Origin of the sequence: Bradyrhizobium sp. Rc3b (genome assembly GCF_900114915.1) — a bacterium.
GTDB lineage: Bacteria > Pseudomonadota > Alphaproteobacteria > Rhizobiales > Xanthobacteraceae > Bradyrhizobium.
This window is the reverse complement of record NZ_FOUS01000009.1, coordinates 185,484-205,455: the sequence shown is the minus strand read 5'-3', so window position 1 is coordinate 205,455 and position 19,972 is coordinate 185,484. Positions and strand designations below refer to the sequence as shown.

The 19,972-nt window shown below is 64.4% G+C and carries 20 protein-coding genes; 9 read left to right on the top strand and 11 right to left on the bottom strand.

Annotated features, from left to right (window positions below):
- Positions 1 to 60 precede the first annotated feature (60 nt).
- The gene (locus BM190_RS22325) at positions 61 to 1,128 is read left to right on the top strand and encodes a threonine aldolase family protein (protein WP_092259065.1); all 1,068 of its coding nucleotides are present in this window, start codon (positions 61 to 63) and stop codon (positions 1,126 to 1,128) included.
- Positions 1,129 to 1,191: 63 nt separating this feature from the next.
- Here the strand turns inward: BM190_RS22325 and BM190_RS22320 are convergent, their stop codons facing one another.
- The 4 genes from BM190_RS22320 to grxD are packed head-to-tail and all read right to left on the bottom strand — an operon-like array spanning position 1,192 to position 4,670.
- Entirely contained in the window at positions 1,192 to 2,454 is a 1,263-nt protein-coding gene (locus BM190_RS22320) for a serine hydrolase domain-containing protein (RefSeq protein WP_177237223.1), read from the bottom strand.
- Between the two features lies 1 nt (position 2,455).
- The gene (locus BM190_RS22315; protein ID WP_177237222.1) at positions 2,456 to 3,742 is read right to left on the bottom strand and encodes a serine hydrolase domain-containing protein; all 1,287 of its coding nucleotides are present in this window, start codon (positions 3,740 to 3,742) and stop codon (positions 2,456 to 2,458) included.
- Positions 3,743 to 3,788: 46 nt separating this feature from the next.
- On the bottom strand, positions 3,789 to 4,340 hold the full coding sequence (locus BM190_RS22310; protein WP_092259059.1) for an O-acetyl-ADP-ribose deacetylase: 552 nt from the start codon (positions 4,338 to 4,340) through the stop codon (positions 3,789 to 3,791).
- 3 nt (positions 4,341 to 4,343) lie between these two features.
- Complete coding sequence (gene grxD / locus BM190_RS22305) at positions 4,344 to 4,670, bottom strand: Grx4 family monothiol glutaredoxin (RefSeq protein WP_018316580.1); 327 nt, start codon at positions 4,668 to 4,670, stop codon at positions 4,344 to 4,346.
- Positions 4,671 to 4,910: 240 nt separating this feature from the next.
- Between grxD and egtB the strand changes: the two genes are divergently transcribed.
- Positions 4,911 to 6,206 carry an ergothioneine biosynthesis protein EgtB gene (gene egtB, locus BM190_RS22300; protein WP_177237221.1) on the top strand — a complete coding sequence of 432 codons (1,296 nt, stop codon included), beginning with the start codon at positions 4,911 to 4,913 and terminating at the stop codon, positions 6,204 to 6,206.
- Between the two features lie 50 nt (positions 6,207 to 6,256).
- Positions 6,257 to 7,228, top strand: a complete 972-nt coding sequence (gene egtD / locus BM190_RS22295) for an L-histidine N(alpha)-methyltransferase (RefSeq protein WP_177237220.1) — start codon at positions 6,257 to 6,259, stop codon at positions 7,226 to 7,228.
- A gap of 95 nt (positions 7,229 to 7,323) precedes the next feature.
- Here egtD and BM190_RS22290 read toward each other — a convergent pair whose 3' ends face one another.
- Together BM190_RS22290 and BM190_RS22285 are read right to left on the bottom strand one after the other, a co-directional pair.
- Complete coding sequence (locus BM190_RS22290) at positions 7,324 to 8,517, bottom strand: low temperature requirement protein A (RefSeq protein WP_092259053.1); 1,194 nt, start codon at positions 8,515 to 8,517, stop codon at positions 7,324 to 7,326.
- A 25-nt stretch (positions 8,518 to 8,542) separates the two neighbouring features.
- Complete coding sequence (locus BM190_RS22285; protein ID WP_018316584.1) at positions 8,543 to 8,779, bottom strand: BolA family protein; 237 nt, start codon at positions 8,777 to 8,779, stop codon at positions 8,543 to 8,545.
- 176 nt (positions 8,780 to 8,955) lie between these two features.
- Here BM190_RS22285 and BM190_RS22280 point away from each other — a divergent pair, with 176 nt between their 5' ends.
- Together BM190_RS22280 and BM190_RS22275 are read left to right on the top strand one after the other, a co-directional pair.
- On the top strand, positions 8,956 to 9,315 hold the full coding sequence (locus tag BM190_RS22280) for a DUF427 domain-containing protein (protein WP_018316585.1): 360 nt from the start codon (positions 8,956 to 8,958) through the stop codon (positions 9,313 to 9,315).
- Between the two features lie 64 nt (positions 9,316 to 9,379).
- Positions 9,380 to 10,483: an alpha/beta fold hydrolase gene (locus BM190_RS22275; RefSeq protein WP_092259050.1), complete on the top strand. Its 1,104-nt coding sequence runs from the start codon at positions 9,380 to 9,382 to the stop codon at positions 10,481 to 10,483.
- 50 nt (positions 10,484 to 10,533) lie between these two features.
- On the opposite strand, the gene BM190_RS22270 is transcribed toward BM190_RS22275, so the two are convergent.
- Entirely contained in the window at positions 10,534 to 10,707 is a 174-nt protein-coding gene (locus BM190_RS22270) for a DUF1328 domain-containing protein (RefSeq protein ID WP_018316587.1), read from the bottom strand.
- A gap of 206 nt (positions 10,708 to 10,913) precedes the next feature.
- Here BM190_RS22270 and BM190_RS22265 point away from each other — a divergent pair, with 206 nt between their 5' ends.
- Complete coding sequence (locus tag BM190_RS22265) at positions 10,914 to 12,101, top strand: acyltransferase family protein (protein ID WP_092259047.1); 1,188 nt, start codon at positions 10,914 to 10,916, stop codon at positions 12,099 to 12,101.
- A gap of 152 nt (positions 12,102 to 12,253) precedes the next feature.
- Here BM190_RS22265 and purL read toward each other — a convergent pair whose 3' ends face one another.
- Positions 12,254 to 14,464, bottom strand: a complete 2,211-nt coding sequence (gene purL / locus BM190_RS22260; protein WP_018316589.1) for a phosphoribosylformylglycinamidine synthase subunit PurL — start codon at positions 14,462 to 14,464, stop codon at positions 12,254 to 12,256.
- Between the two features lie 184 nt (positions 14,465 to 14,648).
- Between purL and BM190_RS22255 the strand changes: the two genes are divergently transcribed.
- Positions 14,649 to 15,128 (top strand): PaaI family thioesterase, encoded by a 480-nt coding sequence (locus BM190_RS22255; RefSeq protein WP_177237219.1) that lies wholly within the window; start codon positions 14,649 to 14,651, stop codon positions 15,126 to 15,128.
- A 76-nt stretch (positions 15,129 to 15,204) separates the two neighbouring features.
- On the top strand, positions 15,205 to 16,170 hold the full coding sequence (locus BM190_RS22250) for a DMT family transporter (protein ID WP_092259045.1): 966 nt from the start codon (positions 15,205 to 15,207) through the stop codon (positions 16,168 to 16,170).
- A 9-nt stretch (positions 16,171 to 16,179) separates the two neighbouring features.
- Here the strand turns inward: BM190_RS22250 and BM190_RS22245 are convergent, their stop codons facing one another.
- The 3 genes from BM190_RS22245 to purQ form a co-directional block, all read right to left on the bottom strand.
- Positions 16,180 to 16,917: a tetratricopeptide repeat protein gene (locus BM190_RS22245; RefSeq protein ID WP_092259042.1), complete on the bottom strand. Its 738-nt coding sequence runs from the start codon at positions 16,915 to 16,917 to the stop codon at positions 16,180 to 16,182.
- Between the two features lie 181 nt (positions 16,918 to 17,098).
- Positions 17,099 to 18,088: a tripartite tricarboxylate transporter substrate binding protein BugD gene (locus tag BM190_RS22240; RefSeq protein WP_177237218.1), complete on the bottom strand. Its 990-nt coding sequence runs from the start codon at positions 18,086 to 18,088 to the stop codon at positions 17,099 to 17,101.
- Positions 18,085 to 18,786 carry a phosphoribosylformylglycinamidine synthase subunit PurQ gene (gene purQ / locus BM190_RS22235; protein WP_018316596.1) on the bottom strand — a complete coding sequence of 234 codons (702 nt, stop codon included), beginning with the start codon at positions 18,784 to 18,786 and terminating at the stop codon, positions 18,085 to 18,087. Before purQ ends, BM190_RS22240 begins: the two co-directional genes overlap by 4 nt.
- Positions 18,787 to 18,951: 165 nt before the next feature.
- Between purQ and BM190_RS22230 the strand changes: the two genes are divergently transcribed.
- A complete protein-coding gene (locus tag BM190_RS22230) occupies positions 18,952 to 19,968 on the top strand; it encodes a magnesium and cobalt transport protein CorA (RefSeq protein WP_018316597.1) in 1,017 nt (338 codons plus the stop codon).
- The last annotated feature ends 4 nt before the right edge of the window (positions 19,969 to 19,972 follow it).

Genomic DNA, 19,972 nt, shown 5'->3' with positions numbered 1-19,972 from the left:
CCGGGGCCTTTTTGCTTAAGAGCCACAATTCAGTGGCCGCAATGCGTTAGGAGCCGTCGCATGCTCTACACCCCTCCCCCGATCGATCCCAAGGCGCCGCCGGTGCGCATCAATCTGCTCTCGGACACGCAGACCAAGCCGACGGCCGCGATGCGCGAGGCGATGGCGCGCGCCGAGGTCGGCGACGAGCAGGTCGGTGACGATCCGACCGTGAACGCGCTGTGCGAGCGCGTCGCCGCACTGATGGGCAAGGAAGCTGCGGTCTACATGCCCTCGGGCACCATGTGCAACGTCACCGCGACGCTGGTGCATTGCCGCCCCGGCGACGAGATCCTGGCGCATGAGACCGCGCACATCATCGCCCGCGAAGGCGGCGCGCATGCCGCGATCGGCGGCTTCCAGGTCACCCAGCTTAGGGGTCCCGACGGCCAGTTCACGCCGGAGACGTTCCGGAAAGCTCTGCACCCGCGTACGCGCTACCAGCCGCCGCAGACCGTCGTCAGCGTCGAGCAGACCGCCAATATCGGCGGCGGCACGATCTGGAAAAAGGCCGCACTCGACGAGATCGTCGCGATCGCGAAGCAGCACGGCCTCGTCACCCACATGGACGGCGCGCGCCTGCTCAACGCCACCGTCGCCAGCGGCATCTCCCCGCGCGACATGACGGCGGGCTGGGATTCGGCCTGGATCGATTTCTCCAAAGGCCTGGGCGCGCCGATCGGCGGCGTGCTCGCGGGCTCGCGCGCCTTCATCGATGCGGTCTGGCAGTGGAAGCAGCGCCTCGGCGGATCGATGCGGCAGGCTGGCATTTGCGCCGCCGCCTGCATCTACGCGCTCGACCATCACGTCGAGCGCCTCGCCGACGACCACGCCAATGCGCGCGCGCTTGCCCGCGGGCTGTCGCAGATCCCCGGCGTCGAGGTGCAGGAGCCCGAGACCAACCTCGTGTTCTTCAAGCCCGACGGCGCCGGCATTGCCGGCGACAAGATGGTCGCGGCACTGCGCCAGCGCGGCGTGACACTTGCGATGATGGATGGCCGCATCCGCGCCTGCACCCATCTCGACGTCGATGCGAGCCAGATCGAGGAGACGATCGGGTACGTGCGCGAGATCGTGCGCGGGGCGTAGTCAGAGCGTTTTCGAGCGAAGTGGATACCGGTTCGCGTAAAGAAAACGCGTCAAAACGAGAGTCTACCGCCCCATCGCCTGATAGATCAGCGTCTTCAAGGCCAGCTGAATCCGGCCGCGTTGCGACGGGGTCTGCACCATGAAGATCCCGAACAGATCGTCTTCGGGGTCGATGAAGAAGAAGGTGCCGCCGACGCCGTCCCAGCGATATTCGCCAAGCGGCCATGACGTCCCCGGGGGCACCGAAGTGCGCACCGCGAAGCCGAGGCCGAAGCCGGAGCTGCCGCCCGGATAATAGCTCTGATCGCGTGCGATCTTCGTTTCCGGCCCGACATGATCCGACGCCATCAGCGCGATGGTCTCGGGCTTGAGATAGCGCCGGCCTTCATAGCTGCCGCCATTCAGCAGCATCTGCGCGAAGCGGGCGTAGTCGCCGACTGTGCCGACGAGGCCGGCACCGCCCGATTGCCAGATCGCCGGGCGCCTGATGTCGCGAACCGGTGTCGTTGCATTGATGTTGCGATCATCCGGCATCGGTTCGGCGATGCGTGGGAATTTGGCGGGGTCGGTGACGTAGAACGCCGTCTCCGTCATGCCGAGCGGGTCGAGCAGCCGCTCCTTCTCGAACTGCAGCAGCGTCTTGCCCGAGATGACCTCGACAACCCGGCCGAGCACGTCGGTGGCAAAGCCGTAGTCCCACAGCGTGCCCGGCTGCTCGGCGAGCGGCAGTGCCGCGAGCTTCGCGACGAAATCGGCGTTGGAAACATCGCCATTGAAGAGGTTGGCGGCCGCATAGAGCTCGCGCACCGCGCCGCCGCCAGAAGAACCGTAAGGCAGCCCCGCGGTGTGGCGCAGCAGATCCTTGATCGTGACGGGACGCTGCAGCGGCTCCAGTGCCAGCGAGACCTTGCCGTCCTCCGCCTTCTTCTCGACGCCGACCTTCATATCGGCAAAGGCCGGAATGTACTTTGCGACGGCATCCTCGAGCGCGAGCTTGCCTTCCTCGACCAGCATCATCGCCATGACCGAGGTGATCGGCTTCGACATCGAATAGAGACGGAAGATCGTGTCCGCGCTCATCGAACTCTCGGTCGCGACATCGCGAACGCCGAAATTCTCGTAATAGACCGGCTTGCCATGCTGCTGGAGCAGCAGAATGGCGCCGGGAATCTTGCCGGTCACGATCTCGTTGCGGATGTAGTCGGAGACCTTCGCCAGCCCTTGGGCCGAGAGAGTGCGAGCGCTGCGTGCTTCGGAGCCGGCCTTCGCACCGACCGCTCCGACCAGAAGCACGAGCGCCGCGATGAAAGCGCGGCGCCCCAACATGTCACTTTTCCATGGCTTCATAGACCAACAGCTTCAATGTCCGCTGCACGCGCTGGCGCTCGGTCGGCGTCTGCTCCAGCAGCACGAAGAACATGTCCTGCTTGGGATCGATGACGAAATAGCAGCCGGAGGCGCCGTCCCATTTCAACTCGCCGAGATTGCCGGGCGGCGGCGGTTTTGCGTTGCCGGGGTCGGTGCGCACCGCGAGCCCGAGGCCGAAGCCGAAACCGTCGCCGGGGAAATAGAAATAGTCGCGGTCGACGCCTGATTTGGGGCCGAGCTGATCGGTCGTCATCAGCTTGAACGTCTCAGGCTTGAGAATGGTCTTGCCGTCGAGGCTGCCGCCGTTGAGCAGCATCTGCGCGAAGCGCTCATAATCGGCCATGGTCGTCACCATGCCACCGCTGGCGAACTGCATCTTCTTGACCACGGTCGGATCATTGATCCGGCCAACGCGGAAGTCGCTGTCGTTCGGCACCGGCTGCGCCAGCAGCTTCTGCTTCTCGGGAGCGATGACGAAAAAGCCGGTGTCGACCATGCCGAGCGGATCGAGCAGCTTCTCGCGCATGATGTCGATCAGCGGCTTGCCGGCCGCGATCTCCATCACGCGTGCCAGCACGTCGGTGGAATGGCCGTATTGCCAGAGCGCGCCCGGCTGGTTGTGCAGCGGCAGCTTGGCGATGCGCTCGGCGAACTCGGCGAGGTCGAAATCGCCTGCGTAGAGGTTGGCATCGCGATAGGCCTTGCGGACCAGGCTGTCGCCATAGAAGCCATAGGTGATGCCCGATGTGTGCGTCATCAAATCATGCACCGTCATCGGCCGGTTCGGCGGCACCAGCTCGAGCGACTTGGTGCCGTCCTCCGCCTTCTTCTCGACGCCGACTTTCACATTGGCGAAGGACGGAATGTACTTCGAGACGGGATCATCCAACTTGATCTTGCCGTCCTCGACCAATTGCATCGCGACCACCGAAGTGATCGCCTTGGACATCGAGAACAGGCGGAAGATCGTCTTGTCCGTGATCGGCGCCTTGCTGACCACGTCCTGCACGCCGAAGGCTTCGTGATAGACCGGTTTGCCGTGCTGCCGGATCAGTACGGTCGCGCCGGCGATCTTGCCAGTCGCAACCTCGTTCTTGAAGAATTCGCTGATCTTGCCGAGCTTGTCCTGATTGAAATGCGCCCCGGCCGGAATCTCGTAGGTGCCCTCCGCTCGCGCCAGCGACATCGCGCCGAGCGACACCAGCGCGCCGCAGACCAGCGCACGCAGTCCAGACTGTGAAATCATATCCCCTCCCCGGAACATGGCCCGGCGGAGTGTACTGAGCGCGCCATCAGGCACAAGGGCCGGCGTGTCGCGCAAGCGCCTCGGCGTGGAGCTTGGCGCTCGGCTCGGCGAAGCAGCAGAACACCACGCGGGCCACGGACGGCGCCAAAGCGAGCCCTTCGATTGTGGTACGAACGGCGATATCGGCGGCCCGGTCGGCTGGAAAGCGGAAAATGCCGGTCGAAATCGCGGGAAATGCCACCGAGGTCAGCTTGTGCTTCCCGCACAGCTCCATCGAGCGGCGATAACAGGACGCGAGCAGATCGTCCTCTCCGAGCGTGCCGCCATTCCAGACCGGTCCGACGGTGTGGATCACATGGGCAGCCCTGAGCCGATAGCCTTTGGTGATCTTGGCATCACCCGTCTTGCAGCCGTGGAGCATGCGGCATTCGGCGACCAGATCGGGCCCCGCCGCCCGATGGATCGCACCATCCACGCCGCCCCCACCAAGGAGCGACGTGTTGGCCGCGTTGACGATGGCGTCAACGCTCAGTGTGGTGATGTCTGCGACAATGACCTCGAGCTCGGCGCCGCCAATCCGGCGCGTCAGCTGGGTCACCTATCAGGCCGCGACGACGACGCCCTTCTCGGTGAAAAGCTGCTGCAATTCACCGGCCTGGAACATCTCGCGGACGATGTCGCAGCCGCCGACGAACTCGCCCTTCACATAGAGCTGCGGGATGGTCGGCCAGTTGGAGAAGGTCTTGATGCCGTTGCGCAGTTCGGCGGATTCGAGAACGTTGAGGCCCTTATAGCCGACGCCGATATGGTCGAGGATCTGGACGACCTGGCCGGAGAAACCGCACTGCGGAAATTGCGGCGTGCCCTTCATGAACAGAACCACGTCGTTCGACTTCACTTCGTTGGCGATGAATTCCTCGATGCTCATTTCCGTGTCCTTCTGGGGCGGAGCCCCCACCAATCAATTCGGGCTGGCTCCGCCGATCTAACCCGATACCTGCCTATATATGTAGCCCAAACCGTTGTGCATCCAAAGTAAAATGGCGGCGACATGCCCCGCTGGCCGGCTTGCCCCCCAAGCCGGATCCATAGGCTGATGACATCAATATCATCGCCGGGGAGGACTTTCATACCGTAACGGAGCCCCTATCTAGGACAAACCTCGGTTTTGGAACCGGGCAACGCCAACGACGTTCTCTTGTCCTGTCTGGAGAAAAACGTGACGAAACAAGCCTCCGCTACGGCCGCCCCCTCGCTTTCGTCACTGTCCTCTGCCGGTAACCTCGCCCAGCGGCTGGAAGACGCCTTTCTCGCCGTCCGCAACGAGACCGAACGCCGGGCCGCGCCGCTCTCGCCGGAGGACCAGCAGATCCAGTCCATGCCCGATGCGAGCCCGACGAAATGGCACCGGGCCCATACCACCTGGTTCTGGGAGCAATTTTTGCTCGGCGAGCACGCGGCCGGCTACCGGCCCTTCCACCCCGATTTCGCGTTCCTGTTCAATTCCTATTACGTCAGCGCCGGCCCGCGTCATGCCCGCAATCATCGCGGCGACATCACCCGTCCCAGCGCAAACGAGGTCGGCGCCTATCGCAACTATGTCGATGCGGCCGTCGTCAAATTCTTCCGCGAGACCGGCGCGGACAAGCTTCGCGCGATCGCACCGCTGGTCGAGGTCGGGCTCAACCACGAGCAGCAACACCAGGAATTGATGTTCACCGACATCCTGCACGCCTTCGCGCAGAACCCGGTCTATCCGGCCTATGACCCGGACTGGCGCTTCCCGGCCGCGACGCGCGCCGGCGACGACTGGCTGACGCTGAACGAGGGTATCCACACCGTCGGCCATGTCGACGACAGCTTTCATTTCGACAACGAGAAGCCGGCGCATCGCGCCCTCGTCGGCCCGGTCAGGGTCGCGCGCAATCTGGTCACCAATGCCGAGTGGCTGGCCTTCATGCGGGACGGCGGATACCGGCGTGCGACGCTGTGGCTGATGGACGGCTTTGCCGCAGCCAGCAAGGAAGACTGGCAGGCCCCGGGTTACTGGCGCGAGATCGATGGCCAGTGGAACGTGATGACGCTGGCCGGTGTGAAGCCGGTCGATCCCACCGCGCCGGTCTGCCATATCAGCTACTACGAAGCCGACGCCTTTGCGCGCTGGGCTGGCAAACATCTGCCGACCGAGATGGAGTGGGAGGTCGCGGCCCGCGCCGGCCAACTCAACGACGCCTTCGGCATCGTCTGGCAGTGGACCCGCAGCTCGTACGCGCCCTATCCCGGCTACCGGGCCATCGAAGGCGCGCTCGGCGAGTACAACGGCAAGTTCATGGTCAACCAGCTGGTACTGCGAGGCTCCTCGCTTGCAACTCCGGAAGGCCACAGCCGTATCACCTATCGGAACTTCTTTTATCCGCACCACCGCTGGCAGTTCACGGGACTGCGGCTCGCCGATTACGACTAGTTCTCATCCGACGACAGATGCGCGCCGGACAGCGCGTTCAGGAGAGTATCATGAATGTGCACGCCAGCGCTTTGGCCGAAGCCCATCTTCCCGACGAACAGACCACCGCCTTCGCCCGCGAGGCCATCAAGGACCTCTCGCAGCAGCCCAAAACACTGTCGCCGAAATATTTCTACGACGCGACGGGATCGGAGCTGTTCGAGGCGATCACGCGCCTGCCGGAATATTATCCGACGCGGACCGAGCTCTCGATCCTGAAGGATCGTGGCAGCGAGATCGCGAAGATCATTCCGGAGCACGCCGCACTGGTCGAGTTCGGCGCCGGCGCAACGACGAAGGTCCGCCTGCTGCTCAACCATTGCAGGTTCGCGGCCTATGTCCCCGTCGACATCTCCGGTGACTTCCTCAAGGCGCAGGCGAACGGCCTGAAGCGAGACTTCCCGTCGCTCGGCATCTATCCGGTGACCGCCGATTTCACCACGCCGTTCGAGCTGCCGAGGGCCGTCGCCTCGATGCCCAAGGTCGGCTTCTTTCCGGGCTCGACCATCGGCAATTTCGAGCCGCATGAAGCCCAGGCCTTCCTGAAGAGCGCACGCGCGATCCTGGGTCGGGGCGCGCAGATGATCATTGGCGCCGACCTCGAGAAGGATGAGCGCGTGCTGTTCGATGCCTATAACGACGCCGCCGGCGTCACCGCGCGCTTCAACCTCAATGTTCTCGTGCGGATCAACCGCGAGCTTGGCGGCAATTTCGACCTCTCCGCCTTCACCCATCGCGCGATCTACAATCGCGAGCGGCACCGCATCGAGATGCACCTGTTCAGCAAGAAGAGCCAGACCGTGCGCCTGCTCGGCACCAGCTTTTCGTTCCGCCCGGGCGAAAGCATTCACACCGAGAACAGCTACAAATACAGCATCGAGCGTTTTGCCGCGCTGGCACAGGGCGCGGGTTGGCGCGTCCGCGAGAGCTGGACGGATGCGGCGAAGATGTTCTCGGTGCATGCGCTGGAAGTGGCGGAGTAAACGCTGCGGCCGCTCTCCGCGAGAGCGCTTTCCCCGCAGCGCATCCTTCGAGACGCCCGCTTAGGCGGGCTCCTCAGCTCAGGCCGCTCCGCAATTCAATGTTCCTTGGCCTCTTCTCTGTCCGCCCCCAGCGACACCGATTCCCACACCGCGACGATGATCATGATCACCGTCGTCGCGACCGACAGCCAGAGCGGCGGGAGGCCGGCGGCGAACCACCACAGCAACAGCAGCAGCATGATGCCGATGCCGTGCGAGAGCTGGAGGAAGCCGCGGATCGCGTGCTTGAACAGGATGGTGCCGATCAGGAACACCAGCGGCCCGCCGATCGTGCTCACGATGGTGCGCACGTCGGAATGGCCGGTCGGGTGCTTCAGCACCAGCTCGTCCGAGACCGCGGTCAGGATGATGCCGGCGATGATCGGCGTGTGCAGATAGGTATAGGCGAGCCGCGCCAGGCGGCCGGATTCGGTGGACTTCGAGATCCGCTCCGAGCCGGCCTCGGCGCCCTTGTGGAAATAGACCCACCACATCGCGATGGCGCCGACCAGTGCGGAGACGAAGGCCATGATGTTGTCCGCGGTCCAGTCCAGCTCGGCGAAGGTCGCGCCGTTGACGACGACGGCCTCGCCGAGCGCGATGATGACGAAGAGCGAGCAACGCTCGGCCATGTGGCCGCCCTCGACGGCCCAGGCCTCGACCGACGAGAAGCCGAGCTTCGGAACCCAGAAGCGCACCGCCGGCGAGACGTACTCCCAGGCGACTGCCGCAATCCACAGCCATAGCCGCGTCTCGTCTTCGGACAGGCCGCCTGCGATCCACAACACCGCGGAGATCGCGAGCCAGGTCAGAATGCGGATCGCGTTGTGGCGAACCGCGGTCCGATGCCGCGGCGTTGCGAACAGCCAGAAGGCCGTGCGCCCGATTTGCATCGCCGCGTAGGCGATCGCAAACCACAGACCCCGCCCCTCGAAGGCGGTCGGGATCGTCGTCGACAGCACCAGCCCGCCCAGCATCATCAAAAAGAGCATAACGCGGACCGGCGTCAGCTCCGGATTGAGCCAGTTGGTGACCCAGGCGGTATAGACCCACACCCACCACACCGCGAGAAACAGCACCGTGACGTGCACTGCGCCGAGCGGCGTGAAATGGTGCAGCAGCGTATGCGACACCTGCGTGACGGCGAAGACGAAGACGAGGTCGAAGAACAGCTCGACATTGGTGACGCGGCTGTGCTGGTTCGGCACGATGACGCGAAACATCGCGCCGCGAGAATTGTCCGCAGCCATCGTCGTCCCCCGTCGCGCGATCAGATCAAGCGCCCGGCACGCCAGTTTGCAGCGCCAGCGCGTGCAGCACGCCGCCCATCTGGCCGCGCAGGGACTGATAGACGATCTGGTGCTGCTGGACGCGGGATTTGCCGCGGAAAGATTCCGAGATCACGGTCGCGGCATAGTGGTCGCCGTCGCCGGCGAGGTCACGGATGGTCACCTCGGCATCGGGGATCGCTGCCTTGATCATCGCCTCGATATCGTGGGCGTCCATGGGCATTCGGGTCTTGCTCCTTCTGGTCTCGAATCGCTGCCGGGGTCCCCTCTCCGGCAGGGCCAAACTTAGCGTGAACGGACTTCTGCGTCACGCTTTCCGGCACTATATCCATGATCCCATCAGGATAAAGGCACGACAAAGTGCCGCGCGCGGCAGATTGATCGAAAAGGTGTGAAATCATGAAGCTTCCAGGGCCCGACCATCCCATCACCATCACCCCAAATCCCCGCCGCGTCCGTGTCACCGCGGGCGACATCGTGATCGCCGAAACCAGCAAGGCGCTGACGCTGAAGGAGGCCAGATATCCGGCGGTGCAATATGTGCCGCGGGAGGACACCAACATGGCCCTGCTGGCGCGTACCGACCGCGTCACCCACTGCCCCTACAAGGGGGATGCGAGCTATTACAGCGTTAAGGCCGACGGCAAGGTGCTCGATAATGCGATCTGGACCTACGAGACGCCCTTTCCCGCGATGAGCGAGATTTCCGGCCATCTCGCCTTCTATCCGGATAAGGTGAAGATCGAGGAAGTGGGGTAGGCGCACGCGCTGTGACGCCGGGGCGATCCTGGATCGCCTCCTTCCAGTCGACACAAGGCACGAGATGCCGCGCCGGGCCGCAAGACTGATTGGGGTCTCGTTGCTGGGATTGTCCGGCATCCTTGTTGTGCTCGCTGCTGCCGGGCTGGGTTTTCGTGCCTATCGTCAGCACCTTGCTGCCCAAACTCTCGCGATCCGCTCTCCTGCCGGCGTGCAGGAGGGAGAGTTCATCGAGATCGGCGGCATCAAGCAATGGATTCAAATCCGCGGCGCGGATCGGGATAACCCGGTTCTCCTGTTCGTCCACGGCGGCCCCGGCGGCTCCACCCTGCCGATCTCCTCGGGTTGGCGCGCCTGGGAGAAGCATTTCACCGTCGTGCAGTGGGACCAGCGCGGCACGGGGCGCACCTTTGGCGCGGCTGGAGACGCGCTCGGCCCCACGATGACACTGGAGCGGATGACGCAAGACGGCATCGAACTGGCCGAGTACCTGCGCACGCATTTGCACAAGGACAAGATCGTCCTGGTCGGGCATTCCTGGGGCTCATTCCTGGGAATTCGAATGGCGAAGCAACGTCCGGATCTGTTCTCGGCCTATGTCGGCACGGGCCAGGTGGTCGGCAGGGAGACCTTCGAGAAGGCCTTCGAGCTCACGATCGCGCGCCTGCAGCGGCTTGCGGCAGCGGCCACCAACAAGGAGGCTCTGGCCGAGTTGGCGCCGATCGCTTCACAGCCGGTCCTCACCCCGGAGAATCGCCTGATTGCGGACAAATGGAGCAATGTGCTGGGTCTGCCGCTCGCCGACGGCTTCCAGCTGGCCGGTCCCATCCCGCCGCTCTTCATGCCGGACGTGTCGCTGCTTGATCTGTACAATTGGCGGAAGGGCGCCGCCTTCTCGGCAAAGTACCTGACGGGTCGGAACGGGCCGATGTTTCAGAGCGACATGGCCTCAATGGGGTTCGAGTTTTCAATACCCATGTTCTTCATCGAGGGCGATGCAGACGCCGTGACGCCGGGAGGACCCGCCGAGCAGTTTTTCAACCTGATCTCGGCCCCGCATAAGGAATTCGTCTGGGTTCGCGGCGGAGACCATTTCATTCCGTTCGATCGCCCCGATGAGTTCTTGGCGGAGCTGATGGCTCGCATAAGACCGTTCGCAAGCCATTGACGGCCTGCGCCTGGGGGCCGGCGCCCCGTTCCGGTCCGACCTACTGCCCGCTACGCCCTGAAGATCGTGAGCCCCAATATCAGCAGCACCAGGAAGATCACGACGAAGACGTAGAACAGGAAGCGGGCGATATCGGCGGAGACGGTCGAGATGCCGGTGAAACCGAGCACGCCGGCTACGATCGAGACAAGTAGGAAGATCAGCGCCCATTTCAGGATCGTCATTGCCAGCTCCGAATTGTGCCGCTTGTCGCGGCCGTCAGCCCTTCCCTTCGGCGGACGCTAACTTCGCTGCGCGGAACTGGTTCCTACGGGTGTCAGGACCCCAAGTCGGGCTCAAGTGGGGCTCAACTACCGCGCAAACGAGCCTTGCTGAATCCGGCTCGCGGCGGCACAGTCCAGCCCGGGGCAGGAGTGCGGGGGCGACCAAGATGACGATGGCAGATTCAGCGACGATCGGCGCGGAGGTGCATGCCGCGCCGAAGAGCAAGGCGCGCAATTTGGCGATTGATCGCGCCCGCACCTTCCTGACTCTGGTGGTGCTGCTGCATCACGCGGTGATCCCCTATACCTATTTCGGTCATACCGATCCGAAGTACTTCTTCGGCTTCGACATGATCGTGCTCGCCACCGACAGTTTCTTCATGGCGATGTTCTTCTTCCTGTCGGGGCTGTTCGCCTGGTCTGGCATCGCCCGGAAGGGAGCACGGAGCTATTTGGCAGATCGCCTGCTTCGGCTTGGCTTACCCTTCGCGATCTGCGCCCTTACGGTCATTCCGCTCGCCTACTACGCGATCTCCCTGCGGCAGCATCCCGAGATCGGCTTTTCGGAATTCTGGTGGAATATGGTCACGAAGGGCCCGTGGCCGAGCGGGCCGATTTGGTTCCTTTGGGTCTTGTTCGCTTTCGACCTGGTTGCCTGCCTGCTGCACCGGCTGTCGCCCAATCTGCTCGATCCGATCAATCGCCTCTCGCTACACGGTCGCCGTCGGCCCGCCGTGTTCTTCGCGGTCATGCTTGCCGTCACCGCGGCGTTCTACATTCCTGGGAGGGTTCACTTCGGACCAAGCAGTTGGTTCGAGTTCGGGCCGTTCTCGGTCCAGCACGGGCGCGTGATGCTCTACGCGACCTACTTCTTTTTCGGTGCAGGCATCGGCGTTGCGCAAATGGATCGCGGGCTGCTCGCTGTCGACGGCCGGATGGCAAAGGTCAGCTGGGACTGGATGGTGCTGGCGATCGTTCCGTATTGCCTCTTGTGGGTGCTGATCTTTATCAAGCGCGAAATACTGGGCAACCCGTCGCCGTTGCCGGACTGGTATGAAGCGCTCTATGCCATCTGCTTCACTGTCTTCAGCGTGGCCATCATGTTTCTGATCCTGGCCTTTTTCCAGAGGTTCAGGCAATCAGGCTCAGCCAAGCTGCTCGATCCAATGCAGAGCGACGCGTTCGGCATGTTCCTGGTGCACTATCCGATCGCACTGTGGCTGCAATATTGGCTGTTCGACTATGGCCTGCCGGCGATCGTCAAGGCCACGATCGGATTTGTACTGACAGTCATGGCGAGCTGGGCGCTGACGCGAGCGTTGCGGCAGATCCCGGGCGCGACGAAGGTGCTTTGAGGAAGCGGCAACGGCCTCCTATCGTCGTTGCGAGCGCAGCGAAGCAATCCATCTCACCGCAGGCAGCAGTGTGGATTGCGTCGTCGCGGAGCCTGTCATCGGGCCCGCCAAAGGCGGGACCCGGTGGCTCCTCGCAATGACGGATGGCGTCGCTACGCCGCCTTCCCACCCATATATTCCGGCAGCCAGCGCTCGAACGACTTACGGAGCGCATCGATCGCCACGGGCGCTTCGCCCGCGATCGCGATCGCATCGCCGCCGGTGGTGCCGATCCGCACGCAGGGCACTTCGCAGCCGCGCATCTTGGCGAGCACGCGGCCGGCTTCGGTTTCCGGCACGGTGACGAGATAGCGCGCCTGGTCCTCACCGAACCAATAGGCCTGCGAGATCAGCGAGGTCGGCGCCGCCAGCAGCTTGGCCCCGATGCCGCCCGCCATCGCCATCTCGGCCAGCGCGATCAACAGACCGCCGTCGGAGAGGTCGTGCACGGCGGTTGCGGTACCGCCATGGATCATGCCGCGCACGCAATCGCCGTTGCGCTTCTCGGCGGCGAGATCGACCGGCGGCGGCGCGCCCTCCTCGCGACCGCAGATATCGCGCAGGTAAACGGACTGGCCGAGCCAGCCATGGGTCTCGCCCACCAGGAGGATCGCTTCGCCCTCGGCCTTGAAGGCGAGCGAGGCAGATTTGGTGAAATCGTCGAGCAGGCCGACGCCGCCGATCGAGGGCGTCGGCAGGATCGCGCGGCCGTTGGTCTCGTTGTAGAGCGAGACGTTGCCGGAGACGACCGGAAAGTCCAGCGTGCGGCAGGCTTCCGAGATGCCCTTCAGGCAGCCGACGAACTGGCCCATGATCTCGGGCCGTTCAGGATTGCCGAAGTTGAGATTGTCGGTGATCGCGAGCGGCTTGCCGCCGACCGCGGTGATGTTGCGCCAGGCTTCCGCCACCGCCTGCTTGCCGCCTTCGAACGGGTCCGCCTCGCAATAGCGCGGCGTGACGTCGACGGTGAGCGCGAGGCCCTTCGGCCCGTCCTCGACGCGCACGACCGCTGCATCGCCGCCGGGACGCTGCATGGTGTTGCCGAGGATGACGTGGTCGTACTGCTCCCAGACCCAGCGCTTAGAGCACATGTCAGGCGAGCCGATCAGCTTCTCCAGCGCAGGCCCGAGGCCCATCGGCGCCGGCACGTCGCGCGCATGCACGACCGGCAACGCGGCGGAGGGGACATGCGGACGGTCGTAGAGCGGCGCCTCGTCGCCGAGCTCCTTGATCGGCAGATCGGCCATGACGTCACCGCCATGCTTGACGACGAAGCGCTTGCTCGGCGTGGTGTAGCCGACCACGGCAAAGTCGAGGCCCCACTTCTTGAAGATCGCCTCGGCTTCCTTTTCCTTCTCGGGCTTGAGCACCATGAGCATGCGCTCCTGGCTTTCCGAGAGCATCATCTCGTAGGCGCTCATGCCGGTCTCGCGGGTCGGCACCGCATCGAGATCGAGGTCGACGCCGAGGTCGCCCTTGGCGCCCATCTCGACGGCCGAGCAGGTCAGGCCCGCCGCGCCCATGTCCTGGATCGCGATGACGCAGCCCTTCTCCATGATCTCGAGGCAGGCTTCGAGCAGCAGCTTCTCGGCAAAGGGATCGCCGACCTGCACTGTCGGGCGCTTCTCCTCGGACTTGTCATCGAACTCGGCCGAGGCCATCGAGGCGCCGTGGATGCCGTCGCGCCCCGTCTTGGAGCCGAGATAGACGATCGGCATGTTCACGCCGGAGGCCGCCGCATAGAAGATCTTGTCGGCATCGGCGAGGCCTACCGCCATCGCGTTGACGAGGATGTTGCCGTCATAGCGGGTGTGGAAGCGCACCTGGCCGCCCACGGTCGGCACACCGAAGGAATTGCCATAGCCGCCGACGCCGGCAACGACGCCGGAGACGAGATGCCGGGTCCTGGCATGCTCGGGCGCGCCGAAGCTGAGCGCATTCAGGCAGGCAATCGGCCGCGCCCCCATCGTGAACACGTCGCGCAAGATGCCGCCGACGCCGGTGGTCGCACCCTGATAGGGCTCGATGTAGCTCGGGTGGTTGTGGCTCTCCATCTTGAAGACCACAGCCTGGCCGTCGCCGATGTCGATCACGCCGGCATTCTCGCCGGGACCCTGGATCACCCAGGGCGCCTTGGTCGGCAGGCCCTTGAGATGGATGCGTGACGACTTGTACGAGCAGTGCTCGTTCCACATCGCCGAGAAGATGCCGAGCTCGGTGAAGGTCGGTTCCCGCCCGATCAGCTTCAGGATGCGCTCGTATTCGTCGGGCTTGAGCCCGTGGGCGGCAACCAGTTCGGGGGTGATCTTGGGTTCGTTCTTCATGGATTCGAGGCTTTCGGCGGCGGTTTGGCCGTTCTTAGGAACATCGGGGGCTTCCGGAAAGCCCTTTCTGGCGCATTTTCCCGCTGTCCCACGTTTTGCAGGCGGGGACGGCGGGAACAGGAATTGCACGGCGCGGACGGATCGGATTTAAGAGCTAAAGACCCGCAATTGAAGGCCCATTTCCTTGCACGAATTGACCAAAGCGCCCCCGCCCCGCCGCCCCGACCTCCACGTCGCCACCGAGGGCGAATTTGTGGGCTGGCGGACCTGGATTCGCGACAGTTTTGAGTCCCATGTCGGCCCCTTCTGGCACCGGATCGAGGCGGACGGCAGCGTCCGCAGCGCCTTCCGGGTCGAGAAAAAGCACCTCAACGGCTCCGGGAACGTCCACGGCGGCTGCTACATGGCCTTTGCCGACTACTCCCTGTTTGCGATCGCCACCCATGTCCTGGACAGCCGGGCGGTGACGACCAATTTTGCCTGCGAATTCCTCGACGCGGCACGCGAGGGCGAGCTGATCGAATGCACCGGCGAGGTCACCCGCGCCGGCGGCTCGCTGATCTTCCTGCGCGGCAAGATGATGTCCGGCGAGCGCGTGCTGCTGACCTTTTCCGGCACGATCAAGCGGATGAAGCGGAAGGCGCTACCTCAGCCAAACGCATAGCTCGGCGGCTTCCCTTTTCACGCGCCCTCGCCCAGACTTCCCGGCAAGCGCTATCGCGCCGGGGAGCAGGAACAAGGTGCCGCAGAGCACATCGGAGGCGGGGCGTTCAGCGGCCTCCGTTTCATCGCCGTTGCCGTCCATGGCCGCCACCGGCGCGCGCAACTGGCGCGACTATGCGCTGCTGCTCGCGCTCGCCTGCTGCTGGAGCTCGACCTATCCGCTGGCGAAGCTGGCGCTTCCCACCATCCCGCCCATCACCTTCATCTCGGCACGCTCGCTGATCGCGGCTGCCTTCCTGTTCGCGATCCTGTGGATGCGTGGCATCAAGGTCCCGACCGACGCGAAGGCGTGGAAGCTGTTCGCAACCCAGCAATTGATCAACTCGACCTTTCCGTTCCTGATCATCACCTGGTCGCAACAATATGTGCCGGCGTCGAACACGGTGGTGCTGGCCTCGACGACACCGATCTTCGCGTTCCTGATCACCTCGCTGATCACCCGGCATGAGCCGGCAACGCTGCTCAAGCTCGCCGGCGCGATTTTGGGACTCGCCGGCACGGTTCTCATCGTCGGCCTCGACGCGCTGCGCGGCTTCGGGAGCGAGATCGTGGCGGAAATCGCGATTTTGCTCGCGACCATCTCCTTTGCCTGCGCCACGATCTTCGGCCTTCGCCTCTCCGAATACGACCCGATGGTGGTGGCGGCCGGCTCGCTGTTGTTCGGCGGCCTCATCCTGTTGCCGCCCTCGCTGATCATCGATCAGCCCTGGACGCTGCAGCCGACCTCGACCGCAATCGTCGCCACCATCGTCATGGGAATCGTCTCGAGCGCGCTGGGCTTGATGCTGTTCTACGTCTGCCTCGGCCGGCTCGGCACGCTGACCACGAACGCGCAAGGCTATTTGCGCATCCCGATCGGCGTCGGCCTCTCCGTGCTGCTGCTCGGCGAGAGCGTGCCGTCCAACCTCGCGCTCGGCCTGCTGCTGGTGATGGCAGGTGTTGCGGCCATGACGGTGCCGGCGGAGCGTCTGAAGCTGCGGTAAGCTCGCCGCTCAAGCCGAAATCTGCTTCTCCGCGATCGACAGCCATTCGGCCTGCGCCTTGCGCAGATATTTCGGCGCGCGCCGCATCTGGATCAGGAGCTCGTTGAAGACCATGCGTGCCTCGGCGCTGCGGCCGACCGTTTGCAGCAGCATGCCGTAGCGCACCCGCGCCTCGGCGCCGGGGAAGTAGCCGGCGAGCGCGTGATATTCCTCGAGCGCCTCGTCGAGCCGGCCGACCTCGGCGAGCGCGCGGGCATAGAGCAGATGCGCGTCGGCGGAATCGAAGTCCGGCCATTGCTTCTGCAGATCGTCCAGCGTGGCGAGCGCATCGGCCGGGCGGCTGGCGGCAAACTGCGCCTGCGCCTTGCGCAGCGCATAGGCGGGATCGTGGCCCATCGACAGCTTCAGGATGTGATCGTAATGCGATTCCGCTTCGGCGAACCGGCCGATATTTGCGCACTCTTCCGCCAGCGCCGCACGGTTGGAGATGGTGTCGGTGCCGGCCAGCCGGTCGGACAGCTCGCGATAGCGCTTCTCGGGATCGAGCCGGTTGGCAACACGCTGGCGCGCCTGCCGCGCGCCGGGGCTGGAAAACCATTCGGGAATGAGCTCGACCGCGATATAGGCGATCGCGCCCATCAGCGGCACCATCAGGATGATGAAGGCCCAGGGCCGCAACCGTCCGGTTCGCGAGGCGTGATAGATCAGGGTGATATCGAGCAGCAGAACGACCAAAGCGACGGGCATGTGACATCCGGACAGCACAACGGCAGCGCCGCTTCCTGATATCGCAACTCGCGCAGGGAAACAACTTTGAGTTGCCCCTGCCCGCGAAATGGGCGAACCTGGACGCACGCACCTGTGACGGCGACGAAGAGTCAGTCGCCCCAAACGCGACGCAGGTTCATGAGATCGTTGCCGAACGCGGCTACTTGTTGGCGTCGTCCGCCAGCATCTTCCGGTATTTTTCGACGTCTCGCGTCACGAGCTGCTGCAGCAGCTCCGGCGTATGCTCGCTTGCATCGGGCGCAACGGTCGAAAGGTCGGCAAAGCGCTTCTTCACCGCGTCGGTCTCCACGGCCGTGCGCGCTGCGGCGTTCAGCTTGGCAATCACGGCCGCCGGCGTGCCCTTCGGCGCGAACAGGCCGTTCCAGCCCTGTGCCTCGAATTCGGGCAGGCCCGCCTCCACCGACGTCGGCAGGTCGGGCAGCGTGGCGAGCCGCACGGTCGAGCCGACCACGAGCCCTTTCACCAGCTTCTCGTTGATCGATTGCGAGACCGACGCGGCGGCATCGCAGACGCCATCGATCTGGCTGCCGACGGCGTCGGTGAGCGCGGGCGCGGCGCCGCGATAGCCGACCAGCGTCGCGTCGATGCCCGCGGCGGTGACGAAGCTCTTGCAGATCAGATAGTTCGAGGAGCCGACGCCGGCATGGCCGAGATTGATCTTGCCGGGATTGGCCTTGGCATAGGCGATGAACTCCTTGAGGTCCTTCGCCGGAAAGTCCCTGCGCAGCGCGATGATGCCGAACGTCTTCGCGACCATGGCGATCGGCACGAAGGAGTCAGGCGTGAACGGCAGTTTTGGATAGATCGTGTAGGTCGCGGCGTTGGTGCCGGCATTGCCGATCGCGATGGTGTAGCCGTCGGGCTCGGCGCGGGAGGCGCGCGCCAGCGCGGTCGAGCCGCCGGCGCCCGCAACGTTCTCGATCACGATGGTCTGGCCGAGCGCGATGCCCATCTGCTCGGCCACGGCGCGTGCGATCACGTCCGAGGTGCCGCCGGCCGCGAACGGCACGATCATGGTAACAGGACGCTTGGGATAATCCTGCGCGAACGCGCCAGTTGCGAGCGAAAATGACGCGAGCGACAGCGCCGCGATCGCGGCGAGTGACCGCTTCAGCCCGAACGAAATCACGCGGCCTTTTCCAGATGCGCGGTCAGGCCCGCGAACAGGCCGCGGCCATCGGTGCAGCCCATGATGTCTTCGACGTGGTTTTCCGGATGCGGCATCATGCCGAGCACGTTGCCTTTGTCGTTGACGATGCCGGCGATCGAATGCGCCGCGCCGTTGATGTTGCTGTCATCGTCGACCACGCCGGCGGCGGAACAGTAGCGATAGAGCACCCGCCCCTCGCCTTCGAGCCGCTTGATGGTCTCTTCATCCGCCTCGTAATTGCCTTCGCCATGGGCGACCGGCACGCGGATCACCTGTCCGGCATTATAGCCGCGGGTGAACGGCGTGTCGGACCGCTCGACGCGCAGATGCACGTCGTGACAGATGAATTTCAGCCGCTCGTTGCGCATCAAGACGCCCGGCAACAGGCCGGACTCGCACAGGATCTGAAACCCGTTGCAGACGCCGAGCACGAGGCCGCCCTTGGCCGCATAGTCGCGCACCGCGTCCATCACCGGCGCGCGCGCGGCAATGGCGCCGCAGCGCAAATAGTCGCCGTAGGAGAAGCCACCCGGCACCACCACGAGATCCGTGCCCGCAGGCAACGCCGTCTCGGCGTGCCAGACCATCGCCGGCTCGCTGCCCGAGATCATCCTCAGTGCACGCGCCATGTCGCGTTCGCGGTTGATTCCGGGAAAGACGAGGATGGCGGCTTTCATGTTCGGGTTCCGACGGTGATGGGAATCGGGCTGGCCAAAGGGCCAATTCGTGAAGAGACATAGCCATTTGACGGGGATTTTACCAGTGCTAGCCTTGCCGGACGGCCTTGTACACAGGCCATAGCCGAGGCACTTTTGCCCGCGATCTTGCCCGGGATTGAAGCCATGAACGTCCCGTCGCTGCCCACATCCCACTCCGAGCCCGTGTCCACCGAGGGCGTCGTCGCCGCCGGCGCCTATGTCGATGGCCGCCGTATCGCCAATATCGCCATCAGCGAGGCCTCGAGTTGGCGGGCCAAGCCCGGCCACGTGGTCTGGATCGGCCTGCACGAGCCCGACATGGCGCTGCTCGGCGCGGTGCAGAAGCAATTCGACCTGCACGAACTTGCGATCGAGGACGCCAACCACGCCCATCAGCGACCCAAGATCGAGCAATATGGCGAGGCCCTGTTCATCGTGGCGCGGACGGCGCAGCTGGTCGAGGGCCGCATCGCCTTCGGCGAGACCCACATCTTCGTCGGCGAAGGTTATCTGGTCTCGGTGCGCCACGGCGCCTCGACGTCCTACACGCCGGTGCGCGAACGCTGCGAAAGCTGCCCGCGGGCACTCGCGCGCGGCGAGGATTACATCCTCTATGCGATCCTCGATTTCATCGTCGACAATTACTCGCCCGTGCTCGAGAGCATTCACGACGAGGTCGAGGGCATTGAGGACGACGTGCTGTCCAAGCCGATCAGCAAGGCGCAGATCGAGCGGCTCTACATGCTGCGCCGCGACCTGCTGCGGCTGCGCAACGCGATCGGGCCGCTGGTGGAGGTCTGCCGCCGGCTGGAGCATGACGAGCTGTCGATGGTGCGGCAGGCCATGCAGCCACTGTTCCGCGATGTCACCGACCACGTCCGCAACATCCAGGAGCGCATCGATTCCATGCGCGAGGTGCTGGCCTTCGCCTTCGAGGCCAGCCTCCTGGTCGGCCAGGCGCAGGAGACGGCGGTGTCGAAGAAGCTCGCCTCGTGGCTTGCGATCATCGCGATCCCGACCGCGCTGGCCGGCATCTACGGCATGAACTTCAAGCACATGCCGGAGCTGGAATGGGAGTACGGTTATTTCATGCTGCTCGGCGTGATGCTGACTGCATGCGGCTCTCTGTACTGGCGGTTTCGCAGAGCGGGCTGGCTGTAGCGCC